This window comes from Candidatus Desulfosporosinus nitrosoreducens, from assembly GCF_030954495.1.
Taxonomy (GTDB): Bacteria; Bacillota; Desulfitobacteriia; order Desulfitobacteriales; family Desulfitobacteriaceae; genus Desulfosporosinus; species Desulfosporosinus nitrosoreducens.
In genome coordinates this window covers 22440-40774 of sequence record NZ_JAVHUW010000031.1, presented here as the reverse complement: position 1 = coordinate 40774, position 18335 = coordinate 22440, and the positions used below count along the sequence as shown (strand labels likewise).

Sequence of the window (18335 nt, the reverse complement as noted above, 5' to 3'; positions counted from 1 at the left end):
CTATATAAATTGAGTTAAGATATTCATACAATTTGTCGATATTCTTTCTGAAGCTACTTTATACAAAAGATGAGGATAAAAATGAGAGCATCAGAGGAAGAATTAAAAGCCATTAAATCGGCTATGGATAAAGAAAAGAAGGCAAGAATTTTCAAGAGATATCAAGCGCTTTACCTATTTCTTTCCGGAAAATCATGTAGGGAAGTTGCAGAACTAATAGGGATTTCAAAGGATACGGTGAGTAATTTACACCAAACGTACCGGAACGAAGGCCTTGATGGAATACCTGACAAACCAAAATCAGGAAGACCTCCAAGGCTTCATGAAGGACAACGTGCCGCATTGAAAGAGGTAATCCTCAGTAAAGTGCCTTCCGAAGTGGGGTTCCCGGCTGAATTTAACTGGACAGCCGGTCTGATTGCCAACTATATCAAGCGTGAATTTGGGTTTGATTACTCCATTCGAGGGATTACCGGAATGTTGGAGCGCATGGGACTTTCCTATACCCGTCCAACCTATGTGCTTGCAAAGGCAGATAAACAGAAGCAAGAACAATTTGTGCAGGACTTTGAAACGGTGAAAAAAACTGCTAGAGGATGAAATCCAACACATTCTCTTTGTCGATGAGTCCATGATTCGGGATTACCAAGCGATTCATCAAACTTGGTTTGAGCGTGGCAAGCAACGAATCATCAAGACCTACGGCAAACATCGTGGGGTCAAACTGGTCGGTTATCTGAACTATGAAACCGGTGAAGTCTACTGCGAAGAACATGAACGCTATGACGCAGAAGTGTTTCTCAAGTTTCTGAACAACGTAGTGTCAAGGCATACGAAGGGTAAAACGGTGATCATTCTGGATAATGCACGAATTCACCACGCAAAGCTTCTTCAGCCTTTATTAGAAGCCAATAAAACGCGTTTACAATTGATGTATTTGCCACCCTACAGTCCTGATCTCAACTTAATTGAAGGGCTATGGAAGTGGCTAAAGGAACAAGTCGTTTACAATGTCTTTTACAAAACGGTTCCTGAAATCAGAAAAAATGTTAAAGCCTTTCTCAAATCCATAAGCACGAGACCAGAAGCCGTTATTCAAAGGCTATGTTGTAAGTTGTAGTGAAGAATTAATTCAACTTATATATTTTAATAATTTTTCAATTTTTCCTTTAACAGTTTAATTTCTTCTTCATCAGTTCCTAGCGATTGCAAAAATTCATAGTGCCTTTGAGATGATTGCTCTTCGAATTCAGCATGCCAATTCATTCTTTCTTCGTATTTAATGTCAGCCCTTTCCAAAATCAGTTTTAATACTTCGTCACTTAGTAATCTTTTCTTAATTATTTCTTTTTCCTTAATAAGGTTAATTAAAAGCATTTGTTGTTGTTTAATCGTTTTAATTTGTTGGTTCAAATCCCCAAGCTTTTTAAAAAGTGGTGATATTATTTCCTCATCTTTTTGCTGTATAAGCAATTCTTTTATATTTTCTGTTGACAACCCTGCTTCCCTGTAAGTCATTATTTTCTTAAGCTTTTCACAATCCTCTTGGCTATATAACCTGTAGCCCGCATCAGTCCTGGTTGACGGACTAAATAGATCAATGGAGTCATAATACAGCAAAGTCGTTCTCGATATTCCAAACCTTTTGGCAATTTCTCCAACTTTATACATCTATACCTCCACATTATTATACACAATTACCAGTCATGCATCGTTTAAAGTTTTTCTGGAATATGCCCTATAAAGCGGGGTGCTTAAAAGCAAGAGCATAGCCCCACTAAGGATTGCTATCATATTAAATTTTAAAATATCGGTTAGGATACCGAAAATAAACGCCGCAATGGGAATAGACCCGTTGCCGATTGACGTCACTATCCCGAAAATCCTGCCGGTCATATCATTTTCAACACTTTGCTGGATTATAACCCTATAGCAGGTAGATGCCAAGATTATCACCCCACCGAGCAGGAGAAAACCGATGGTGTAGGGCCAGACCATTATTATGCCAAACCTGTTTACAACCCCTAGTATAAAGTAAAATATTCCAATCAATCTAATACTCAAGAAAATGGTCTTTTCTTCTTTATTACTTAGTTTTATAGTACTTAACAGAATTCCTGCACCTACTGCACCTAAGCCAAAGGAAGTCTCAAGATATCCAAGATTTTGGGCTCCATTCCCCTGAAGACATACGGCAAGAGTTGGTATAGCAACCTCAAAAGCTCCTACAAAAAAATGAACTATTGCTATGACGGCGATTAATACAATCAGATTCCTTTTTTGAAAGATATAGTTATATCCTTCTATGACTCCCAACTTTCCTTTTGGATTATCATCATTTCTCCATAGATCTTGGACTTTTAGCAACAGATTAAAAGTCGCTGAAATAAAAAATGAAATGGCATTAAAAACAAAGACAAACCAGTAGCCAGTATAGGCAACCGCAAGCCCACCGATAACTGGGCCAATTATCATTGCCGTTCCAGAGACCAGTTGGCTTAAGGCATTTGCTTTGGTAAGCTGTTCCTTGTTAACAATCTGCGGAATTAAGGCAAGCACGGCCGGATTAAAAAAAGCACCGGATATTGATAGAATTACTTGAGCCAAAATGATTACCGTTAACGTTAAGGCTTTAAAATAAAAAACCGCAATAACCAGCATTATAGCAAAGCCTCTGACTATATCAGCCGTTATTAGTATTGTTTTTCTATTATGCCTATCAATAAATCCACCCAAAAATAATCCTGTTATTACTGATGGTAACATCGAAAATAGCATAACCGTCCCCATTGCTGCGGCGGATTTTGTCGACTCCATTACCCAGTAGGCAAGTGCAAGAGCATAAAATTTATCCCCGATTTGAGAAATGAACTGTCCACTCAAAAGATACCAAAGGTTCCTGTTTATGCCCTGAGCCAATCTAAAACGCCTCTCTTTTATTGGTGAGCCTGTTTTCATAACTAGGGAGAAAGCAGGCACCCATTTATTATCAGAGAGTTATTTTAAACTATGGAGTAGTAGACGAGTCAAGTTTCGAAAGGAGCCTTCTTTTGGAAATCGACTCTCCACCCGACCACGATAAAAATCACCATATTTCTTCTACTATCTCTATGCATTCTATTACAATTGGCCGACAAATTCTACCAGCTATACCTTGCTCCTGATAGAGCTTCATCCCTTCTTCCAGATTCGTATGATCAATCCCAGTAAGATCTTTGCATTTATAACTCCCATGTTTAGCTTTAATTCTTTGAATTAATTCTCGTGTAAGAAAGAGAGCCTTATTGCTTAAATCTGCCTTAGAAGGTTCATCATTGCCATGCTTTAGACCAATTGCCATAATCGCACCACTAACAGCTCCACAAATGTCGTCTTGATATGCAATCCCCGCTCCAAATCCGGTCGCTAATCTAAGAGCTTGTTTACAGTCAATACCCAGTTTTTTACCTAAGGTAGCAAAAACCATTTGGCTGCAGGAAAAACCACCACCATTAAACCGTGAAAGCAATTTCATATGATTATCATTCATTTGGATGCCCCCCTTTTGAAAACTTTCACACACTTTTCTTTCCACTTTGTAATGAATTTTTGTTGTCCATCGCCGGATGGGGTGTTTCATTGTCGAAAGGTTTGATTAAATAGGCTATAAGGATAATCCTGCGAACATAAAAACACGGTCCGGTTGGTAGTCCGGATGCACTGATTTTTTCAGTGTCGTATCCTTCCCTCTCGGGATGTCCATTGTTCGCTATCATTTTTCGAGAGGGCGACTCTTAAGGCTAAAACCAAACACAGAGGCAAATAACAATTTAACTCACCGGGTTTAGGCCCGGATTTTTTATTTCCTAGCCCTTAGCACTCTCCCACTCGACCACCAGCTAAGCGTATCAAAAGGACACGATCGAACTGAAGCAACAACTATGTTCCCTCAACTCTACAAATTGAAATTTATAGCAGACTCTCATAAGAATTTTCAATTATATTTGGCAACAGTGTGTATACATTACAACCGCACAACGTATCAAAATACTTTTTCAACTCTAAAAATGTTTTCCATTTATCAATCGTGAAATCTGGTAAGCCATGTCTTAATGCCACATCAATTAACCTTTTCTCCATTATGCATGCACCATTTGGCAATGCTATTGCATCACAGAATTGTATTAATCGGTCATAATCATCATATTTAGTAATCTTTATAAAGCGTGACAAGAAAGCCTTTTGTTCTTCTGTGCAATCAAATTTCCGAAAAACGTATTTACATCTTTTATTGGATATGAATGTGTTAAACATACTCTGGCAATCTCTTTTTGGTTTAAGCTCATCATATAATCATACCCATCAATTGTGTGCATAATTGATTTTATGCCTTCTCTGCGACCTATATCATGTAAAACAAAAAAGCTCGACCGTTCAATAAAAACGATCGAGCTAATCATATTCCCCATCTCGCCACGTCACTATAAAAAGAACATCCACTTCTCAAACCCGCTCATACCAAGGCTTCCGAATATCCCTGTATGATCGATAGGGGTGCTTTCAAATCGTGTGCCAATGATCCATATGCTTTGATCGGTTATTTTCCGGACTGTCTTACTGCGACAACCCCTTGTTGTTTAATTCAAAGCAATGTAAATATCAATGTCCGCATTCTCCCAGTCGCTGTTGAGGTATTCTTCAAAATCTGCGGTATAGCTTCTGTCCAGGTCCGTTTTCCAAATCTCTCCCCAAGCGTCGGCCACAGCCTTGACCATGTTCCCATGTACGGAAAATTTGGCATATCTTCCGGCGGGAATGATTTTTACGGCCAGCCCTTCGTTCCCTACATGGGATACCTCATGGCCTGCCGTTACGCAGTATCCGTTGTTTGAATAATCAGAGTAGAGCCCACTGGCATACTCGTTGAGCTTATTTTTAATTGAGGCGCTCACGCCGTTTCCCTTTGCGCATATAAACCGGAATACCTGCGGCGGACAAGATCTCGACATCGCGGTAGATGGTTCTGGGCGAAACTTCAAAACGCTCAGCCAGTTCCTTAGACGTTGCCGTTTTTTTGTCAAGCAGGATATAGAGGATTTCGAATAAGCGATTAATCTGCACTTGCCTTCACCCTATAGAATGGTTAGTTTCAGATTTGGCAGGAGTTGGGGATTATAAAATTTATTAAAAGACCGCTGCTTAACCTCCTGCTAATAATCTTCCATCCCGAACCATGTCTTTTAACCTTTCATAGTCTGCTTTGAGGGCAGCCCGGCCTTCTTTCGTAATAGCGTAGGTCTTCCTTCTGCCATCATCACTTAAGATTTCAACGAAATTATCTTTCTGCAATCTTGTGAGAACGCCATACAAGGTTCCCGGCCCCATTTTTATCCGCCCATTGGATATTTGTTCAATGGCAGCCATTAGCTGATAGCCATGATTAGGATTCATTAAAGCTAAGAGTATATAATACATTGCCTCCGTCATCGGGCCCCCTGAATAGGACACATTATCCCTCTTCTCAATATACTATGTTTAGTGATATATCGCATAGCATAACATTACCCAAGAAGCTTTTCTTTGTCAATTAGCATGAGATTCCTCCCGCTCCTCTTCGGATAAAGTCAGCAGGAGGACGGTCTGGGGGCTAGCCCGGACTTATCCATCTATTCAGCCCATCACAGGCTTAAAGCCTGTGATGGGCTTGTACCAAGAATCTTACGCGCGTAAGATTCTTGGTACAAGCAGTGATCCTTACCACCCGCTCCAGGTTTAATCATTTAGCTGCAGAGGAGGGCGCCAGTTGGCATCCCACTGTCGGCACTCCCCTCTTCAGTAATTCAGGGAGGAACAGGTTATTGCGTACCGATTCTGTTTCCTATGCCTACTTTCCTCAATCTCCTCTTTGTCACTCGCATAGTGCCGCCTCACAAATTTATTCCTCCAGTTTAAAAATTCGGCGTTTTGAGGTCTGATTCATCTGGATGAGTCAGACCTCAAAACGCCGAATTTTTAAACTTAGTTAGGTTATACCGTGAGTATAGGCAGGTTTCGTTTGATGAATTTTCCCGATCCTTTTTCTCCCAAGAAGCATCCTTCCTTGGCAACGATTTTTCCACGGGATATTGTCATATATGGATAGCCGCGAAGAGAGATGCCCTCATAAGGGGTATAATCAACATTTTCATGCAGCATGCTGTGGGTGAGAGTCAATTGGGCTGAGGGATCAACAATCAAAATATCGCCGTCACTGCCTTTTGCCAAGGTTCCTTTACGGGGATATAACCCGAATAATTTGGCCGGATTGGTTGACATGATCTGTACATAGCGCTGCGCGTCAATTCTTTCCGCCGATACACCTTCCGAGAACAAAAGGGCCATGCGCGGCTCTACTCCAGGCGCCCCGTTAGGGGTTTTGGCAAAATTGTCCTTGCCTAATTGTTTTTCACCTTTCAGGAAAAATGGGCAGTGGTCCGTTGCGACGGTTTGAATGCTGCCATCCTGCAGACCCAGCCACAGGGTCTGGTTGTCCTTCGTCCTGCGGAGGGGAGGACTCATAATATATTTCAGACCGGCATCACCGGGTTCGCGGTAGCGGCTTTCATCCAAGAACAGATATTGAGGGCAGGTTTCGGCAAAAAGATTTTTCTGCCCCCTCTGCCGTGCCTGGCGGATGTAATCCAACCCCATTTCACAAGACAAATGGACAATGTAGAGGGGAGCGTCATCCGCCACATGAGCAAAAAGAATCAGACGGTTTATGGCTTCTGCCTCACTTTCTACCGGATGGCTTACCGCATGGTAGATAGGTGAAGTTTTTCCCTGTTGGATTAACAATTCTTTCAGACAGCATACCATATCATGGTTTTCAGGATGAGCCGTCAGCATAATTCCCAATTCTTTCGCTTTTTTCATGAGCAGGAAAAATTCCCGGTCCGTTAGTTTCTGCCCGTAGGTCAGGTAAAACTTATGGCTGGTAATCCCTTCGTCAACAAGGTCCTCCACTTCCTTTAAAATAGCGTCATCCACATGTCCAATCACCCCATGGAATGAATAGTCAATGACTGCTTTGCCCTCGGCAAGGGTGTGATAATGGTCTAATTGGTGCCGGATACTGCAGCCTTCAGGGCCAAAGGCCATGTGGTCAACAATGGTTGTAGTGCCTCCGCATGCGGCCGCCACTGTTCCGGTATAAAAATCATCGGTAGCCCGTGCGATTCCCACATCTAAATCCATGTGCGTGTGCACATCAATTCCGCCGGGCATGACCAGCATACCCTCGGCGTTGACAATTTCCTCGTTGCTTTCCGGTATAAGATCGGCTGCTATTTCTGTAATAATGCCGTCCTTAATTCGCAAATCAGCTTTTATTGAGGATTTGTCTGTAATAATGGTTCCATTTTGGATTAGCAATTTTCAGTACCTCCGTATAATTGTAGTTTAATTCTGTCTGCGAATGCTCAAGCAGAAGTTTGAATCCTTGCATGTTTCTCTCTTCCTGATTTTTCATATTGTAATAGTAAGTTTAGCGGTACATGATGTCAAGTAAGTAGCTTGATCCAGGCGACAGTCAGCTCATTGTTTACCTTTTTGGCAGCTCTTTAATTTGAACTTTCCTAAATGCAGCCTACGCCCCGGTACCCGGCGAAGGCGAGAAGTCCCTCTATCCTCATTACTCTAGGTCAACAGACTTCTACAACAGTCTACAGTTTAAAATCGGCGGTTTGAGATGACTAATCCATTAGTCAAACTTCAAAACCGCCGATTTTATTAATTGCCTCGTTTAAGCTACTGGTGATTTTGAAAGAGTTATGTCGAGATCATGGCCGCCGATCCTGGGAGAAAAACTTCCTGTTTTGTCGACGTTATTGGTTTTCATTTTCTGATCAAATCGGTCATAAAAATAGTACTTCCTTAAGATAATTGATTCATTATTTGGTTCTCCTTTTTCGAAGTAAACAAATAAACGCCCAAATTTCTTTAAACTCAAACCTTTACTCAACATACCGGAAAGCCAGCTTTCATTTTGGACGATAGTTTGTGCTCTGTCCGTCAGCGAGTTTGGTCCGCACTCTTTGTAAAGCTGTATCAGCTTGTCTATCGCTCTGCCTTTTTTATTGACCTATTCCATGTATCTAATGAAAACGGATTTTTTTGGCATTCCTCTAAAAATTTCTTAAACGATTCTTCTTCTTTCCTTTTTTCCTCTTCATCAATTGACACCTTTATTCTTAGATTCTTGCAAGAGATGACACCATGATTCTGATATTCTTCAGTCACCCATAAATGCTTAATGGTATTAATATCAAATTCCGGATCATTAAACACTGAATCATCAAAATCCTCGGGTAACCTCTGGGTCTTATAGTCATTAAACAGCAAGACTTCCATATGAGTTTCAGCTTTTCTAAATTCAAGGCCGGTTAATTCTACAAAGCTTTCCAGGCAATTCTGATCATAACTTTGAGAAATAATATCCTCTATAAACAATCGTACGACTCGATACGATAGAAAACCTCCATAAAACTCCAGAGCCATGGATTTCAGAGACTTTTCAATAATCCGAATCCTTGCTTCGTGAAAACTTGGCCAACTTCCCTGGGAACCTTTTACTAATTCATCCGAACCTTCTATCATTTCAGGAGCTAAAATTAAATTCATTTCTACCGGACCACAGGGAATACGGGGACGTCCCTCCTTATTATGCAGGTACATAAAGGCATTACTATTGAGAAAAAGAAGATAGTGACCATATTCATCCTTTCCTTTTTCAACGATAAAACCTTCCTGACATAGTTGGTTTGCCAATTTTAACTTATACTTATAGGCCATCCCGTAATTACCTGAAAATTCCTTCTCCAGCCAAATTCTGTCTGATACCGCTTCCATATTTCTGCGCACTGTTCCAGTACCGTCTTTATTGGCAGTAACTATTGTATGGCTTTTATTTTGTATAAAGGCTAGGTTGTCCTCAGCTCTTATTACCTGCATGGTTATGATTCCTCCTCTGTTTAGCAAAGGCTTCATTGTAATAACAGTAGTTACATTTGATATGGCTTGATGGTTTTATAAGTACAAAGTTAACGAAAACAGCAAAGACGAAGCAGAAAATGGTTCCCTCGAAGGAAAACAGCTCTTTAAACGGATGATTTAAAACGTTTCACAATTCTTCATTTTTACTTTTGCGGTCATTTTAAATCACATGTTCTTAAAAAGAGCGCCTACTCTCGGACTTGTACCAAGAATCTTACGCGCGTAAGATTCTTGGTACAAGCAATGATCTTTACAACCCTCTCCAAGACTTAACTGTTTAACTGAAGAGGAGACTGCCGACGACATCCCAGCTGACGGCAGTCTCCTTCTGCATACATGAATGTTTGGCAAACTACGAACAGGATTGACCTCAGACCAAGCCGGGATTTCCCGGTCAAGAATTTCCAGCGTGTTACTTACCAGATACGGCTCCAGCCATTCCTCGTATGAAGTCACCTGCCCGAAACGTTTCTTTTGTAAAAATGCATAGCAGGGATACTTACAGCCAAGAACGTGGTTCATGGTGTAGTCTCCATATTCCACGCCGGTTACGTAGAGCATAGATCAATACTGTTGGGTCAATATCAAAAAGCGTCAATTGCCCATCCTGCTGTACATTGATGAACAATTCGTCTTTTCTCTTCTGCATATTCTGCGCCATAAGGAAGCATCCATCCTCGTGGTCACAAACATGAATCATACGATATTTTGGACGCTGACCAGATAGGCTGACCTGTCTTTAGCACCTTCTGGAAATACGGTGTCAGATAACAGCCAAGAAGCCGGTCTTTAATTTCCGACCAGCGATTCTTTATTTTGAAGAACTCCTTGTTATCCTTCGGCATGTATATCTTCCCCCGTTTTTAAATAGCGGTCAGGATATTGGATACCTTTTTATGCTTGTTATATTTTGGTGAATTTCTCTATGGCTCCACAATAATCCTTTTTTGCTTTAACATTTTTAGTTTCCTCAACGTAGAAAATCTCATACTTCACGCTCCGATGCAAGCCTGGTTATCAACTCAGACTCTCACCATAATACAACAATTAAACCTATCGAATTCGATAGGTTTAATTGTTGTATTATACACATTGTACCAAACATTTGTTCTTGTTTCAAGGCAATGTTGGAAATAATATCCTTATCATCTAAACAAAAGCTTACTGTGCCTGCAAATCGTAAAATTCGTAAAAATTTCAATGAATTGGCTTTGACTAACTGTATTATATTCCTTCACAAAGATAAATAAGTAAGTTGGAATTCTCGATATATTCATCGATAAAGATATTTACTCAGCGGTAAGGTTTCTTATTTTCTGTCAGCCCCACCAAGTAGTCAATGCTGGTTTTATAAAATTTAGCGAGTTTAATCATGATATTCAGCGGAACCTCACGCTCTCCCCGCTCATATTTAGAGTATAAAGATTGATCGCACATCAGATATTGTGCAACTTGCTGCTGGGTTAGATCATGATCTTCACGAACATCACGTATTTTTAAGCGCATTATCATCACCAAAGCAAGTATATCTTAGGACGTTTAGTCCTATTGACATATTGGACTATTTGTCCTAAAATGACTCAAAACCCCTGATGTGGAGGAGATGTTTTGTTTACCATCGGCATTTGCGATGACAGGCCGTTGTCCCGTCGCTTATTGGAGGCACTAATCCATCTTTATGAAGAAGAACAGAATGTTCTATTTAATATTTACGAATTCAGCAGCGGCGAGGAGCTTCTCGCAGAAATTGAAAAGCAGGGCTTGGTTTTTAACCTCCTCTTTCTTGACAACAGCATGAAAAAGCTGAGCGGTCTTGAAACCGCCAGACAACTACGGCAATCTAAGTCCATGTCAGCCTGCAGTATAGTATTTGTGACATCCGCAGAGGATCACGCTCAATTCATGGAGGTCAAACCTTTACAAATCCTATGCAAACCCTGTACCCGGGAACGCATTGAAGCTATCTTAGAGAAGGTCCTGACTAAGCCTTAATTCAACTTCAATAATGCTTCTACATAATTTTACAAAATAATAATTCAATAACTCCCTCCACTCTACTTCCCCATCCTCTCCTCCATCGTCTTAATCAAAAAACCATTCAGCATCTTTGCATACTCCCCATACACCTGATCATCAACCTTTGCCAGCAAATCCAGCTCATAACTCAGCCGGCTTTGATGCGTGTTCTGCCGGAATTGCCGCAACCACGATCATAAATTCTCCAAGCATCTAAAAACCGGCTGAGCTTGTGCCGGATGCCTCGCAAAATTCCTATCTTGTTATGGTCAAGAGTGACGACCTCCATGCCGGATTCGCTGCTCCCAGCTGCAAACAACCATTTCCAAAATCTAACTCAGCATGAGCAATTATTTTATTGCCATTTCCATCCGGATATTCAGTAATATCCTTAACCCTTGCCTTGAAAACAGTTTTATAGAACTCTATTGCTTCAGAAGGATTCTTCACTGTTATAAAGGGAGTAATAGATGTAAAGCTGTTGGGAGTTCCATTCTTTGTGTATTTACCCGACACTCCCATATAGTTTATGCTTTCAGTCATTTTTACAACTCCTTTAAATGATCATAACCTTTCAATTTTATACTTACCTTCATTAAATTGAATTTATCAACGCATAGAAATATTTGGATTCATGGGTCTTATTAAGGCTATACCAGGCAGCTAATGTTTTTGCAGAAAACACACCCAGCGCTTTCAAGACGTGTGCAGAAAATTCCAACGGAGCTATTCCGGATGCAGTAATCAGTTTTTCATCAGTTACAGCAGACTCCATTTTGTAATACTTTTCGCCCCTGTAAGCGGGACAGATCATTTTAAGGTATTCCAGATCATTGCTTGTATGCCAGCGTGAATTCAGCAAGCCATTCTGGGCGAGCCCCATTGTCGCACCACAAATGGCTGCGACCAATATACTTTCCTTTAAACACCGCGCAGCAATTTTTAAGATGGGTTGGTGAATTATTTCTGTCCATGTATCTCCACCAGGTAAAATCAGTGCCTCTGTGCTTTCAATACTGCACTCATCCACTTTGATATCTGGCAGTATTTTCAATCCGCCCATTGTGGTTACAATCGTTTTTTCCATTCCAACAGTCACTATTTTTGATGGGGCAAGTCCCTTTTTATAATATCTTCCCGAGTTCAGCTCGGCAGTTAAGTAACCTATTTCCCAGTCTGACATTGTTTCAAACACATAAAGATATACTGTATTATTCATTTTGCAATTTCTCCTTATTTTATTTATCAAGGAATACCGACCATCGGTAATCAGTGACTGGCCTCATTATAAAACAGCTTCACTGACATCTGCTGTCAGTGAAGCTGTTAAAGTTGATAGTATTTCATTAACTCCGAGGCAATAGCAACAAGTCTTGCTTTCAAACTTTGCGGTTCGATTATTTGAATGGATTTACCATAAGAGAGGAGAAAATAAGGGACATAATTATGCATTGATATTTCCTCAAATAAAAAGATGGCTTGATTAGATGTTCGCTCTTTCAGATGATGCCCTAAAAACCAATGCCTGCATAGTTCAGCCAACGCCTCTGACTTGCCTTCGATAATCAAAGGAATTAACCCCTCCTTACCCACTAAATCAGGTAACAGGTTTTTCATAAAAAATTCCCCGACCGAAAAAGCATCCGGACGCTTAAATATTATTTGCGTACACTTGATCAGTAAAATCCGATCTACCCGAAAGCTTCGTATTTCATTCCTTAGGCGGCAAAATGCAACAGTATACCATTTGTTGTTCCAGTAAACCATACCATAGGGGTCTATCATCCTCTTCTTTGGTTGCTCTTCACGGCCTGTGCGATAATCAATTTCTACAGAGAATTCCTTTTCTACAGCCTGCTCCAATTCCGCCAATATCGTCTGAACGGAAGGATTTACCATGGGGTTTATCACTTCAAATCCGGCTAAATGATGGTTAAGTATACTTTTCTGTTCCTGATTCGAATACATTTTCAACTTTGATGTCGCCTTGCCTAATGCCTCACTCGAAGGGTATCCGGCTTCTTTTGCAAAAACGGCAGCTTGAAGGAGTGCCTTTTTTTCTTCCATATCAAAGAGCAACGGTGCTCTGATCAAATTATTCAGCAGGCTATACCCGCCATTATGACCTGGGTCAGATATTATAGGTACGCCACTGGCACATAGGGCATCAATATACCGATAAACTGTCCTTATATTAATTTCCAGCTTTTCAGAAATCTGTTTTGCCGTCATTTTTACGCCTGAATTCAGCATCCACAGAATTGCCAGCATGTTATTGTTTTTAGCCATAATGTGAGCCTCCTGCTTCTGCTTTCACGACAACTTTTTGCTCAAAAGCCTCCTTCATAGTTTTTATCCTCTCTCGTAATTTAATCACCGTCTTGTTTTACATCGCCGGTCAGACCTTTAATAGTAAACTCCGTGAGGTAATCCAAAACCTGGGGAAAATACTGAAGTCCGATTTCCTCTTTATGGGTTTCGACAGTAATGATTGCCGTGAAAATGGCCATGATCATCCCGCTGTCAATATCACTTCTCATTTTTCTTTCAATCTGCCATTTTTTTATCATCTCCGAAAAATCATTATACATGAAATCAAGACGCTCTAGCCCTTTTTCTTCACGAAAATGCTGCTCTATTTTGTTGAATACGTCCTTGTTATACCACTCCTTCAGAATTGGATTTGAATTCATGCCTTGTAAATTCAATAACATGATTTCTTTCACTAAACTCAGCGGGTCTTGATCAGTGTTGATTGATTTTAAAATACTTTTCTTTAGTTTTTCGTTTTCTTCCATGTATATGGCCATGAATAGTTCCTCTTTAGAGGAGTAGTAATTATAAAACGTACCTGTCCCTATTCCCGCTGATTTTGTGATATCGGATACATTGGTATCCTTAAAGCCTTTTGAGCTGAACAGTTCTTTTCCGCAATTAAATAGATCCGTTTTCGTATCTTTCAATGAATAATCCTCCCGCATGTTCTGTATGCCAGATAGCGCTGTATTACTAACCCTGCCTCGACATCCGACGTCCCATATAATCAAAAATCTGACCTGCCAGTTTTTTGATAGGGCTCAACGAAACATCATAATAATAATCCGACTTAAACCAGCCTTTTTCTTTATAATGACGATAGTCGCAGTATTCATCGTTGAGCATTGCTTTCATGCTTGTCCGGGACATTCGGAACATCATCAGCCTGAAGAAAGACGGGGATGGAGGGGCCGGACGCATAAGCACCCGGTAAAACCTTGCAGCGGCTTTTTTGATTTCATGTGAGTTCTTTTCCTGCGCAGCTTTTGAAATCGGCTCCAGCGTCTTCAGAACACAGCCCTTCGCAACATTGAATCCAAAATTTTCTCCCATATTGCCAAGGTACTTCACAATAGAGCCTCCACCGAAAACACCTTGAGTGACGACGGACGTGAAAGCCTTGCCGAAAAAACGCGGCCGGTGAAAAACAAAAGCGAGTCGATCCAACAAATTCTTCATTGGCGCTGAAACATGAAACGAATAATTAGGGGTGGCGAAAATAACACCGTCGGATTGATTTATCTTGTCAATCAGCACATCCCGGTCGTCCCGTATGGGGCATAACTCTTCTCCTTTATCAAAACAAAGCTTGCAGCCTCTGCAAAATTCAAGCCGATAGTCCTTTAAGAAAACATACTCAAAGTCAATTTCAGTATATGATTTCAAATTTTCCTCAAATTCACGGACTGCTTCGTAAGTTGCCTGCTTCCGGGCACTTCCGATAAACACTGTAACCTTTTTCATTTCGGTTCTCCGTTCTAATCAATGATGCTACAATGTGAATGAATTATTTTTTATTCATTCACATTGTAGCATCAACTTTTTTGCCCGTCAAGCTCTATTAGAATTTAAATAACACAATTAAAATCGGTACAATACTACTTAATATTGATATATCCTTTTCAATCAGTATTAAGGCATAGCCGGCAAATCAAAGCAGGCAGCTTCAGCGAAAACATGAACATCCAAAGTTGAAGGTACCCTATGTTGATCCGCTCAAAAAGTCCAAAATAGCCCAATCCATTTGCCGCAATATGTTGAGGAAATAGTTGATTCAAAACTCATGGCGGCTCGGCATGTTTTCGGATCGGAACCGCATGATACGAACGTTCTGTGGTTTATCAACCATAAAATGATGGAATTACTAGCTTCCTCAAAGCCTCTGGTTTGTGCTGCTCGGCCAAAAAGCAAATCGGCGAATCCGAAGAAACTCGCAAGACAAGTAGCTAGAGAAATGCAATCCAAAGGGATCTCCACCTCTTCACAAGAGGCCATCAAAGAAAATTTGAAAAGCCGCAAAGTGGAAAGGCGCATTGAATCAAAATTGCAGCGCGAGGAACTGGCTGAAAAGAAACGCGAGATGGCGACTCTTAAGGCTAAAGCCAAACACAGAGGCAAATAACCATTACACTCACCGGGTTTAGGCCCGGATTTTTTATTTCCTGGCCCTCAGCACTCCTCCACTCGACCACCGGCTAAGCTTTAGCATGGCGGCTATTTCTACTTGAGATTAGCAAGTGGTGTAATTACCCTGCCTTTGTGTTTAATCATCTCATAACTTTAAAGTAGACGCAAAACAATTAAGACCCTCACTGAGATGGTGTGAGACGTTTCGTTTCGTCATAGCGTCCGGCAACATTGTATTAGCCCTGCCGTATTTATACTGTTTGATATCGCCAATGAGCGTGGCGATTTCGCTTTCGTATTCCTCCATGTTTGCTTCCTTAAATTTATAACTGGTACAAAAGCTTTTTGCCGCTAAACAGAAGTCTTCCTTACAATAGAAAAAAGAAAAATACGAGATATTCTCAGTCCACTTTTCAATCTCTTTATCTATTTTGATTTTGTATTTTAGATAAAAGTTCAAAATAAAGTCTTTGCTTTTAGGGTATCTGTTTTGGATTTCTTCCCTAAGCTTGTCTAGAGTATGTTTTTGCTTAATTATTTCAGCGTCGTATGTCTCCATAGTTAGATATTCGTTAAAGTAAGACATCACGTATTTCATGACAGCAGCCATGTTTTCCGACTGCTTTAAGATATCGAATTCATCCAGTTTGTCGGCTTTTTTCAATTTGGCAATATACTCATCAATCGTTAACATGTTCTCACTTCCTTAGAATTAATAAACATTGAGGATAATTTAGAAACCTCAGACAGTAGCGGGGAAAACCAAAGCCGATTTTCTATCGAAAAATCGACTTTGGTTGGAGTTGGTACAAAGTCAAATCTAGGGCTCAAGGGTGCAGTTAAGCCAATATTTTGAACGGTACCTGCAAGGTAATATAGTAACGAAAGTTAAATCATTGGCCGGTAAGTGGACTGGTTATTGTTAAACAGAAAAAGTGGCTGTTAACTGGCCGGCTTTTGTCAATACTTAGTATTCGTAGACCTCAATTGGGGCATCAATAGCCGAAGTATCGCCGTCCATGACTATTTCCGCTACAGCCCAAACGTTGGGCACGACATTGCGCAGGTAGTATCTGGCACTAGCGACTTTACCGGAGTAGAAATTATAATCAAAGTGACTGGGTCCGATTTCCTGAGCTTTTTTATCCGCCAAAACAGCCTGATCAAGAAGCAGACGGCCGCTATATAATTGGGCGGTAGCAGTCAGGATGCGGCGGGAATAAAGAGGAACCATGCTCATGTTGCTCTGGCTGGCTTCATTGAGAGACTTAAGCATCTCTTGATAAGCCTTCAGGGCCTTGCCTAAATTGGCAAATTCCTTACTTAAGTTTTCGTGCCCTTTATTAGCTTCATAGAAATCAACCATTTCCTGAACCCAACCGTTGAAAACGGAGCCGCCTTTCATTTTCATCTTGCGACCGAGCAAGTCTATGGATTGGATATAGTTTGTACCCTCCCAAATGGAGTAAATCTTCATGTCGCGAGCGAGTTGGGATACAGGATACTCTTCGCAGAAGCCATAGCCGCCATAGGATTGGATTGCTTCGCCAATAAGCCACCAGCCTTCATCAGAAGGATATGCTTTACAAAGCGGGGTGGTAATTTCAATCAGATCGCTGGCAGCTTGCCTTACTGCAGGATCGGGATCACGGTGCCGTTGGTCAAAGGCCAGATAAACCCGGTACATCATGGCCCGCATAGCGTCGATGTAAGCTTTGCCCATCATCAGTGTGCGTTTGATGTCTTCGTGATTGATAATTGCCACCCGGACCCCTTTAGGATTGGTCAGCAAGCGGCCCTGGACTCTTTCTTTGGCATTATCCCTGGCGTTGGCAAAGGCGTTAGCAATGCAGGACAGAGCCATATGCCCCGTTTCCATACGGGCCAAGTTCATCATTTGGAACATTTGAGCCATGCCTTCGCCCTTACCGTTATTTTCCCGCGGGTCAATACCCAGCAGCCAGCCGCGGCACTTACCGTTCTCTCCGGCGGATAAAGCGGCAGTGACTGAACCGTGGAGCCCCATTTTGTGCTCTACGCCTGTGGTGATGAAATCATTGTCCTCCAAGCTGCCGTCTTCGTTAACCCACAGCTTAGGAACTACGAACAGAGAAATGCCGCCGGTGCCCGGTTTGGCACCTTCGATACGAGCCAGGAAGAGGTGGATAATATTTTCCGAAAAGTCATTATCCCCACCGGTTATGAACAGTTTATTGCCAGCAATTTTAAAAACCCGAGGGTCAGCGGTTGGATAAGCCTTGGAAGTGATATCCCCGACATCTGAACCGGCGCCGGGTTCGGTGAGGCACATGGTTCCGGCCCAAGTTCCGTTCATCATTTTAGGAAGAAACATTTGTTTTAATTTTTCATCGCCATAGGATTGAATCAGATTGGCCGATCCGGTGGTCAGCATAACATAGGGCATAAATGCAGGATTCGCAGCACAAATCATTTCCCAAACAGCCGCATTGATCATTTCCGGCATAACCATGGCATCGGGGGATTCATCAATATTGCTGGTACCCCAACCCTCTTCCTGCAGCTTGCGGAAAAGGGCGCCATAGCTCGGCGGAGTGGTAACCTTGCCGTCGGCATAGGTTACGGGGTGAGTCTCGTTCTCGTTGTTGGTCGGTTCAATCACTATTTTGCACATTTTTAAAATGGGTTCGAGGACTGATTTTACATCATCTCTGGAATAATAATCAGCAAACTGGGGGTAGTTAAAAACCCCTTCCGTCGGAAGCCACTCTTGGATGATAAATTCAAAATCCCGGATATTATTAATGGCAAAATTAGAAGCCATGTTTACGTTCCTCCACTTCAATTATTATCGCCAATTCATTTATCTTACGTATGATAAAGCT

General features: G+C 41.3%; 18 protein-coding genes and 1 pseudogene. 3 read left to right on the top strand and 16 right to left on the bottom strand.

Annotated elements, in window-relative coordinates; all coding sequences use genetic code 11:
* Positions 1-81 precede the first annotated feature (81 nt).
* Positions 82-1120 (top strand): IS630 family transposase gene (locus REC12_RS04845; RefSeq protein WP_374214175.1). Its coding sequence is split into 2 segments (ribosomal slippage): positions 82-579 and positions 581-1120, totalling 1038 coding nucleotides; the frame shifts between segments, so codons are not numbered across the junction.
* Between the two features lie 26 nt (positions 1121-1146).
* Here REC12_RS04845 and REC12_RS04840 read toward each other — a convergent pair.
* The 9 genes and pseudogenes from REC12_RS04840 to REC12_RS04800 all read right to left on the bottom strand — a co-directional run bounded on the left by REC12_RS04840 (position 1147) and on the right by REC12_RS04800 (position 10518).
* A complete protein-coding gene (locus REC12_RS04840) occupies positions 1147-1671 on the bottom strand; it encodes a MerR family transcriptional regulator (protein ID WP_308892683.1) in 525 nt (174 codons plus the stop codon).
* 33 nt (positions 1672-1704) lie between these two features.
* Positions 1705-2919, bottom strand: a complete 1215-nt coding sequence (locus tag REC12_RS04835; protein WP_308892682.1) for an MFS transporter — start codon at positions 2917-2919, stop codon at positions 1705-1707.
* Between the two features lie 166 nt (positions 2920-3085).
* The gene (locus REC12_RS04830; RefSeq protein ID WP_308892681.1) at positions 3086-3529 is read right to left on the bottom strand and encodes a C-GCAxxG-C-C family protein; all 444 of its coding nucleotides are present in this window, start codon (positions 3527-3529) and stop codon (positions 3086-3088) included.
* 1087 nt (positions 3530-4616) lie between these two features.
* Entirely contained in the window at positions 4617-4931 is a 315-nt protein-coding gene (locus REC12_RS04825) for a GyrI-like domain-containing protein (protein ID WP_308892686.1), read from the bottom strand.
* A gap of 4 nt (positions 4932-4935) precedes the next feature.
* Positions 4936-5100 (bottom strand): annotated as a pseudogene (locus REC12_RS04820) (helix-turn-helix transcriptional regulator); the annotation flags it as partial.
* A gap of 78 nt (positions 5101-5178) precedes the next feature.
* Positions 5179-5466, bottom strand: a complete 288-nt coding sequence (locus tag REC12_RS04815) for a PadR family transcriptional regulator (protein ID WP_308892680.1) — start codon at positions 5464-5466, stop codon at positions 5179-5181.
* 540 nt (positions 5467-6006) lie between these two features.
* Positions 6007-7392 (bottom strand): dihydropyrimidinase, encoded by a 1386-nt coding sequence (gene hydA / locus REC12_RS04810; RefSeq protein ID WP_308892679.1) that lies wholly within the window; start codon positions 7390-7392, stop codon positions 6007-6009.
* Positions 7393-8076: 684 nt separating this feature from the next.
* The gene (locus tag REC12_RS04805) at positions 8077-8970 is read right to left on the bottom strand and encodes a hypothetical protein (RefSeq protein ID WP_308892678.1); all 894 of its coding nucleotides are present in this window, start codon (positions 8968-8970) and stop codon (positions 8077-8079) included.
* 1335 nt (positions 8971-10305) lie between these two features.
* Positions 10306-10518, bottom strand: coding sequence for a helix-turn-helix domain-containing protein (locus REC12_RS04800; RefSeq protein WP_308892685.1), 213 nt, complete (start codon positions 10516-10518; stop codon positions 10306-10308).
* Between the two features lie 102 nt (positions 10519-10620).
* On the opposite strand from REC12_RS04800, the gene REC12_RS04795 reads away from it, so the two are divergent.
* On the top strand, positions 10621-11004 hold the full coding sequence (locus REC12_RS04795) for a LytR/AlgR family response regulator transcription factor (RefSeq protein WP_308892677.1): 384 nt from the start codon (positions 10621-10623) through the stop codon (positions 11002-11004).
* Positions 11005-11283: 279 nt separating this feature from the next.
* On the opposite strand, the gene REC12_RS04790 is transcribed toward REC12_RS04795, so the two are convergent.
* The 5 genes from REC12_RS04790 to REC12_RS04770 form a co-directional block, all read right to left on the bottom strand.
* Positions 11284-11571: a VOC family protein gene (locus REC12_RS04790; protein WP_308892676.1), complete on the bottom strand. Its 288-nt coding sequence runs from the start codon at positions 11569-11571 to the stop codon at positions 11284-11286.
* A gap of 52 nt (positions 11572-11623) precedes the next feature.
* On the bottom strand, positions 11624-12247 hold the full coding sequence (locus REC12_RS04785) for a type 1 glutamine amidotransferase family protein (RefSeq protein WP_308892675.1): 624 nt from the start codon (positions 12245-12247) through the stop codon (positions 11624-11626).
* 107 nt (positions 12248-12354) lie between these two features.
* Positions 12355-13317: a helix-turn-helix transcriptional regulator gene (locus REC12_RS04780; RefSeq protein ID WP_308892674.1), complete on the bottom strand. Its 963-nt coding sequence runs from the start codon at positions 13315-13317 to the stop codon at positions 12355-12357.
* 80 nt (positions 13318-13397) lie between these two features.
* The gene (locus tag REC12_RS04775) at positions 13398-13991 is read right to left on the bottom strand and encodes a TetR/AcrR family transcriptional regulator (protein ID WP_308892673.1); all 594 of its coding nucleotides are present in this window, start codon (positions 13989-13991) and stop codon (positions 13398-13400) included.
* Positions 13992-14037: 46 nt separating this feature from the next.
* Positions 14038-14808 (bottom strand): flavodoxin family protein, encoded by a 771-nt coding sequence (locus tag REC12_RS04770; RefSeq protein ID WP_308892672.1) that lies wholly within the window; start codon positions 14806-14808, stop codon positions 14038-14040.
* Between the two features lie 280 nt (positions 14809-15088).
* Between REC12_RS04770 and REC12_RS04765 the strand changes: the two genes are divergently transcribed.
* Positions 15089-15466, top strand: a complete 378-nt coding sequence (locus tag REC12_RS04765) for a DUF2992 family protein (RefSeq protein ID WP_308892671.1) — start codon at positions 15089-15091, stop codon at positions 15464-15466.
* Positions 15467-15616: 150 nt separating this feature from the next.
* Here REC12_RS04765 and REC12_RS04760 read toward each other — a convergent pair whose 3' ends face one another.
* Together REC12_RS04760 and REC12_RS04755 are read right to left on the bottom strand one after the other, a co-directional pair.
* Positions 15617-16165 carry a hypothetical protein gene (locus REC12_RS04760; protein WP_308892670.1) on the bottom strand — a complete coding sequence of 183 codons (549 nt, stop codon included), beginning with the start codon at positions 16163-16165 and terminating at the stop codon, positions 15617-15619.
* A gap of 273 nt (positions 16166-16438) precedes the next feature.
* Positions 16439-18274 (bottom strand): acyl-CoA dehydrogenase family protein, encoded by a 1836-nt coding sequence (locus REC12_RS04755; protein WP_308892669.1) that lies wholly within the window; start codon positions 18272-18274, stop codon positions 16439-16441.
* Positions 18275-18335: the final 61 nt, after the last annotated feature.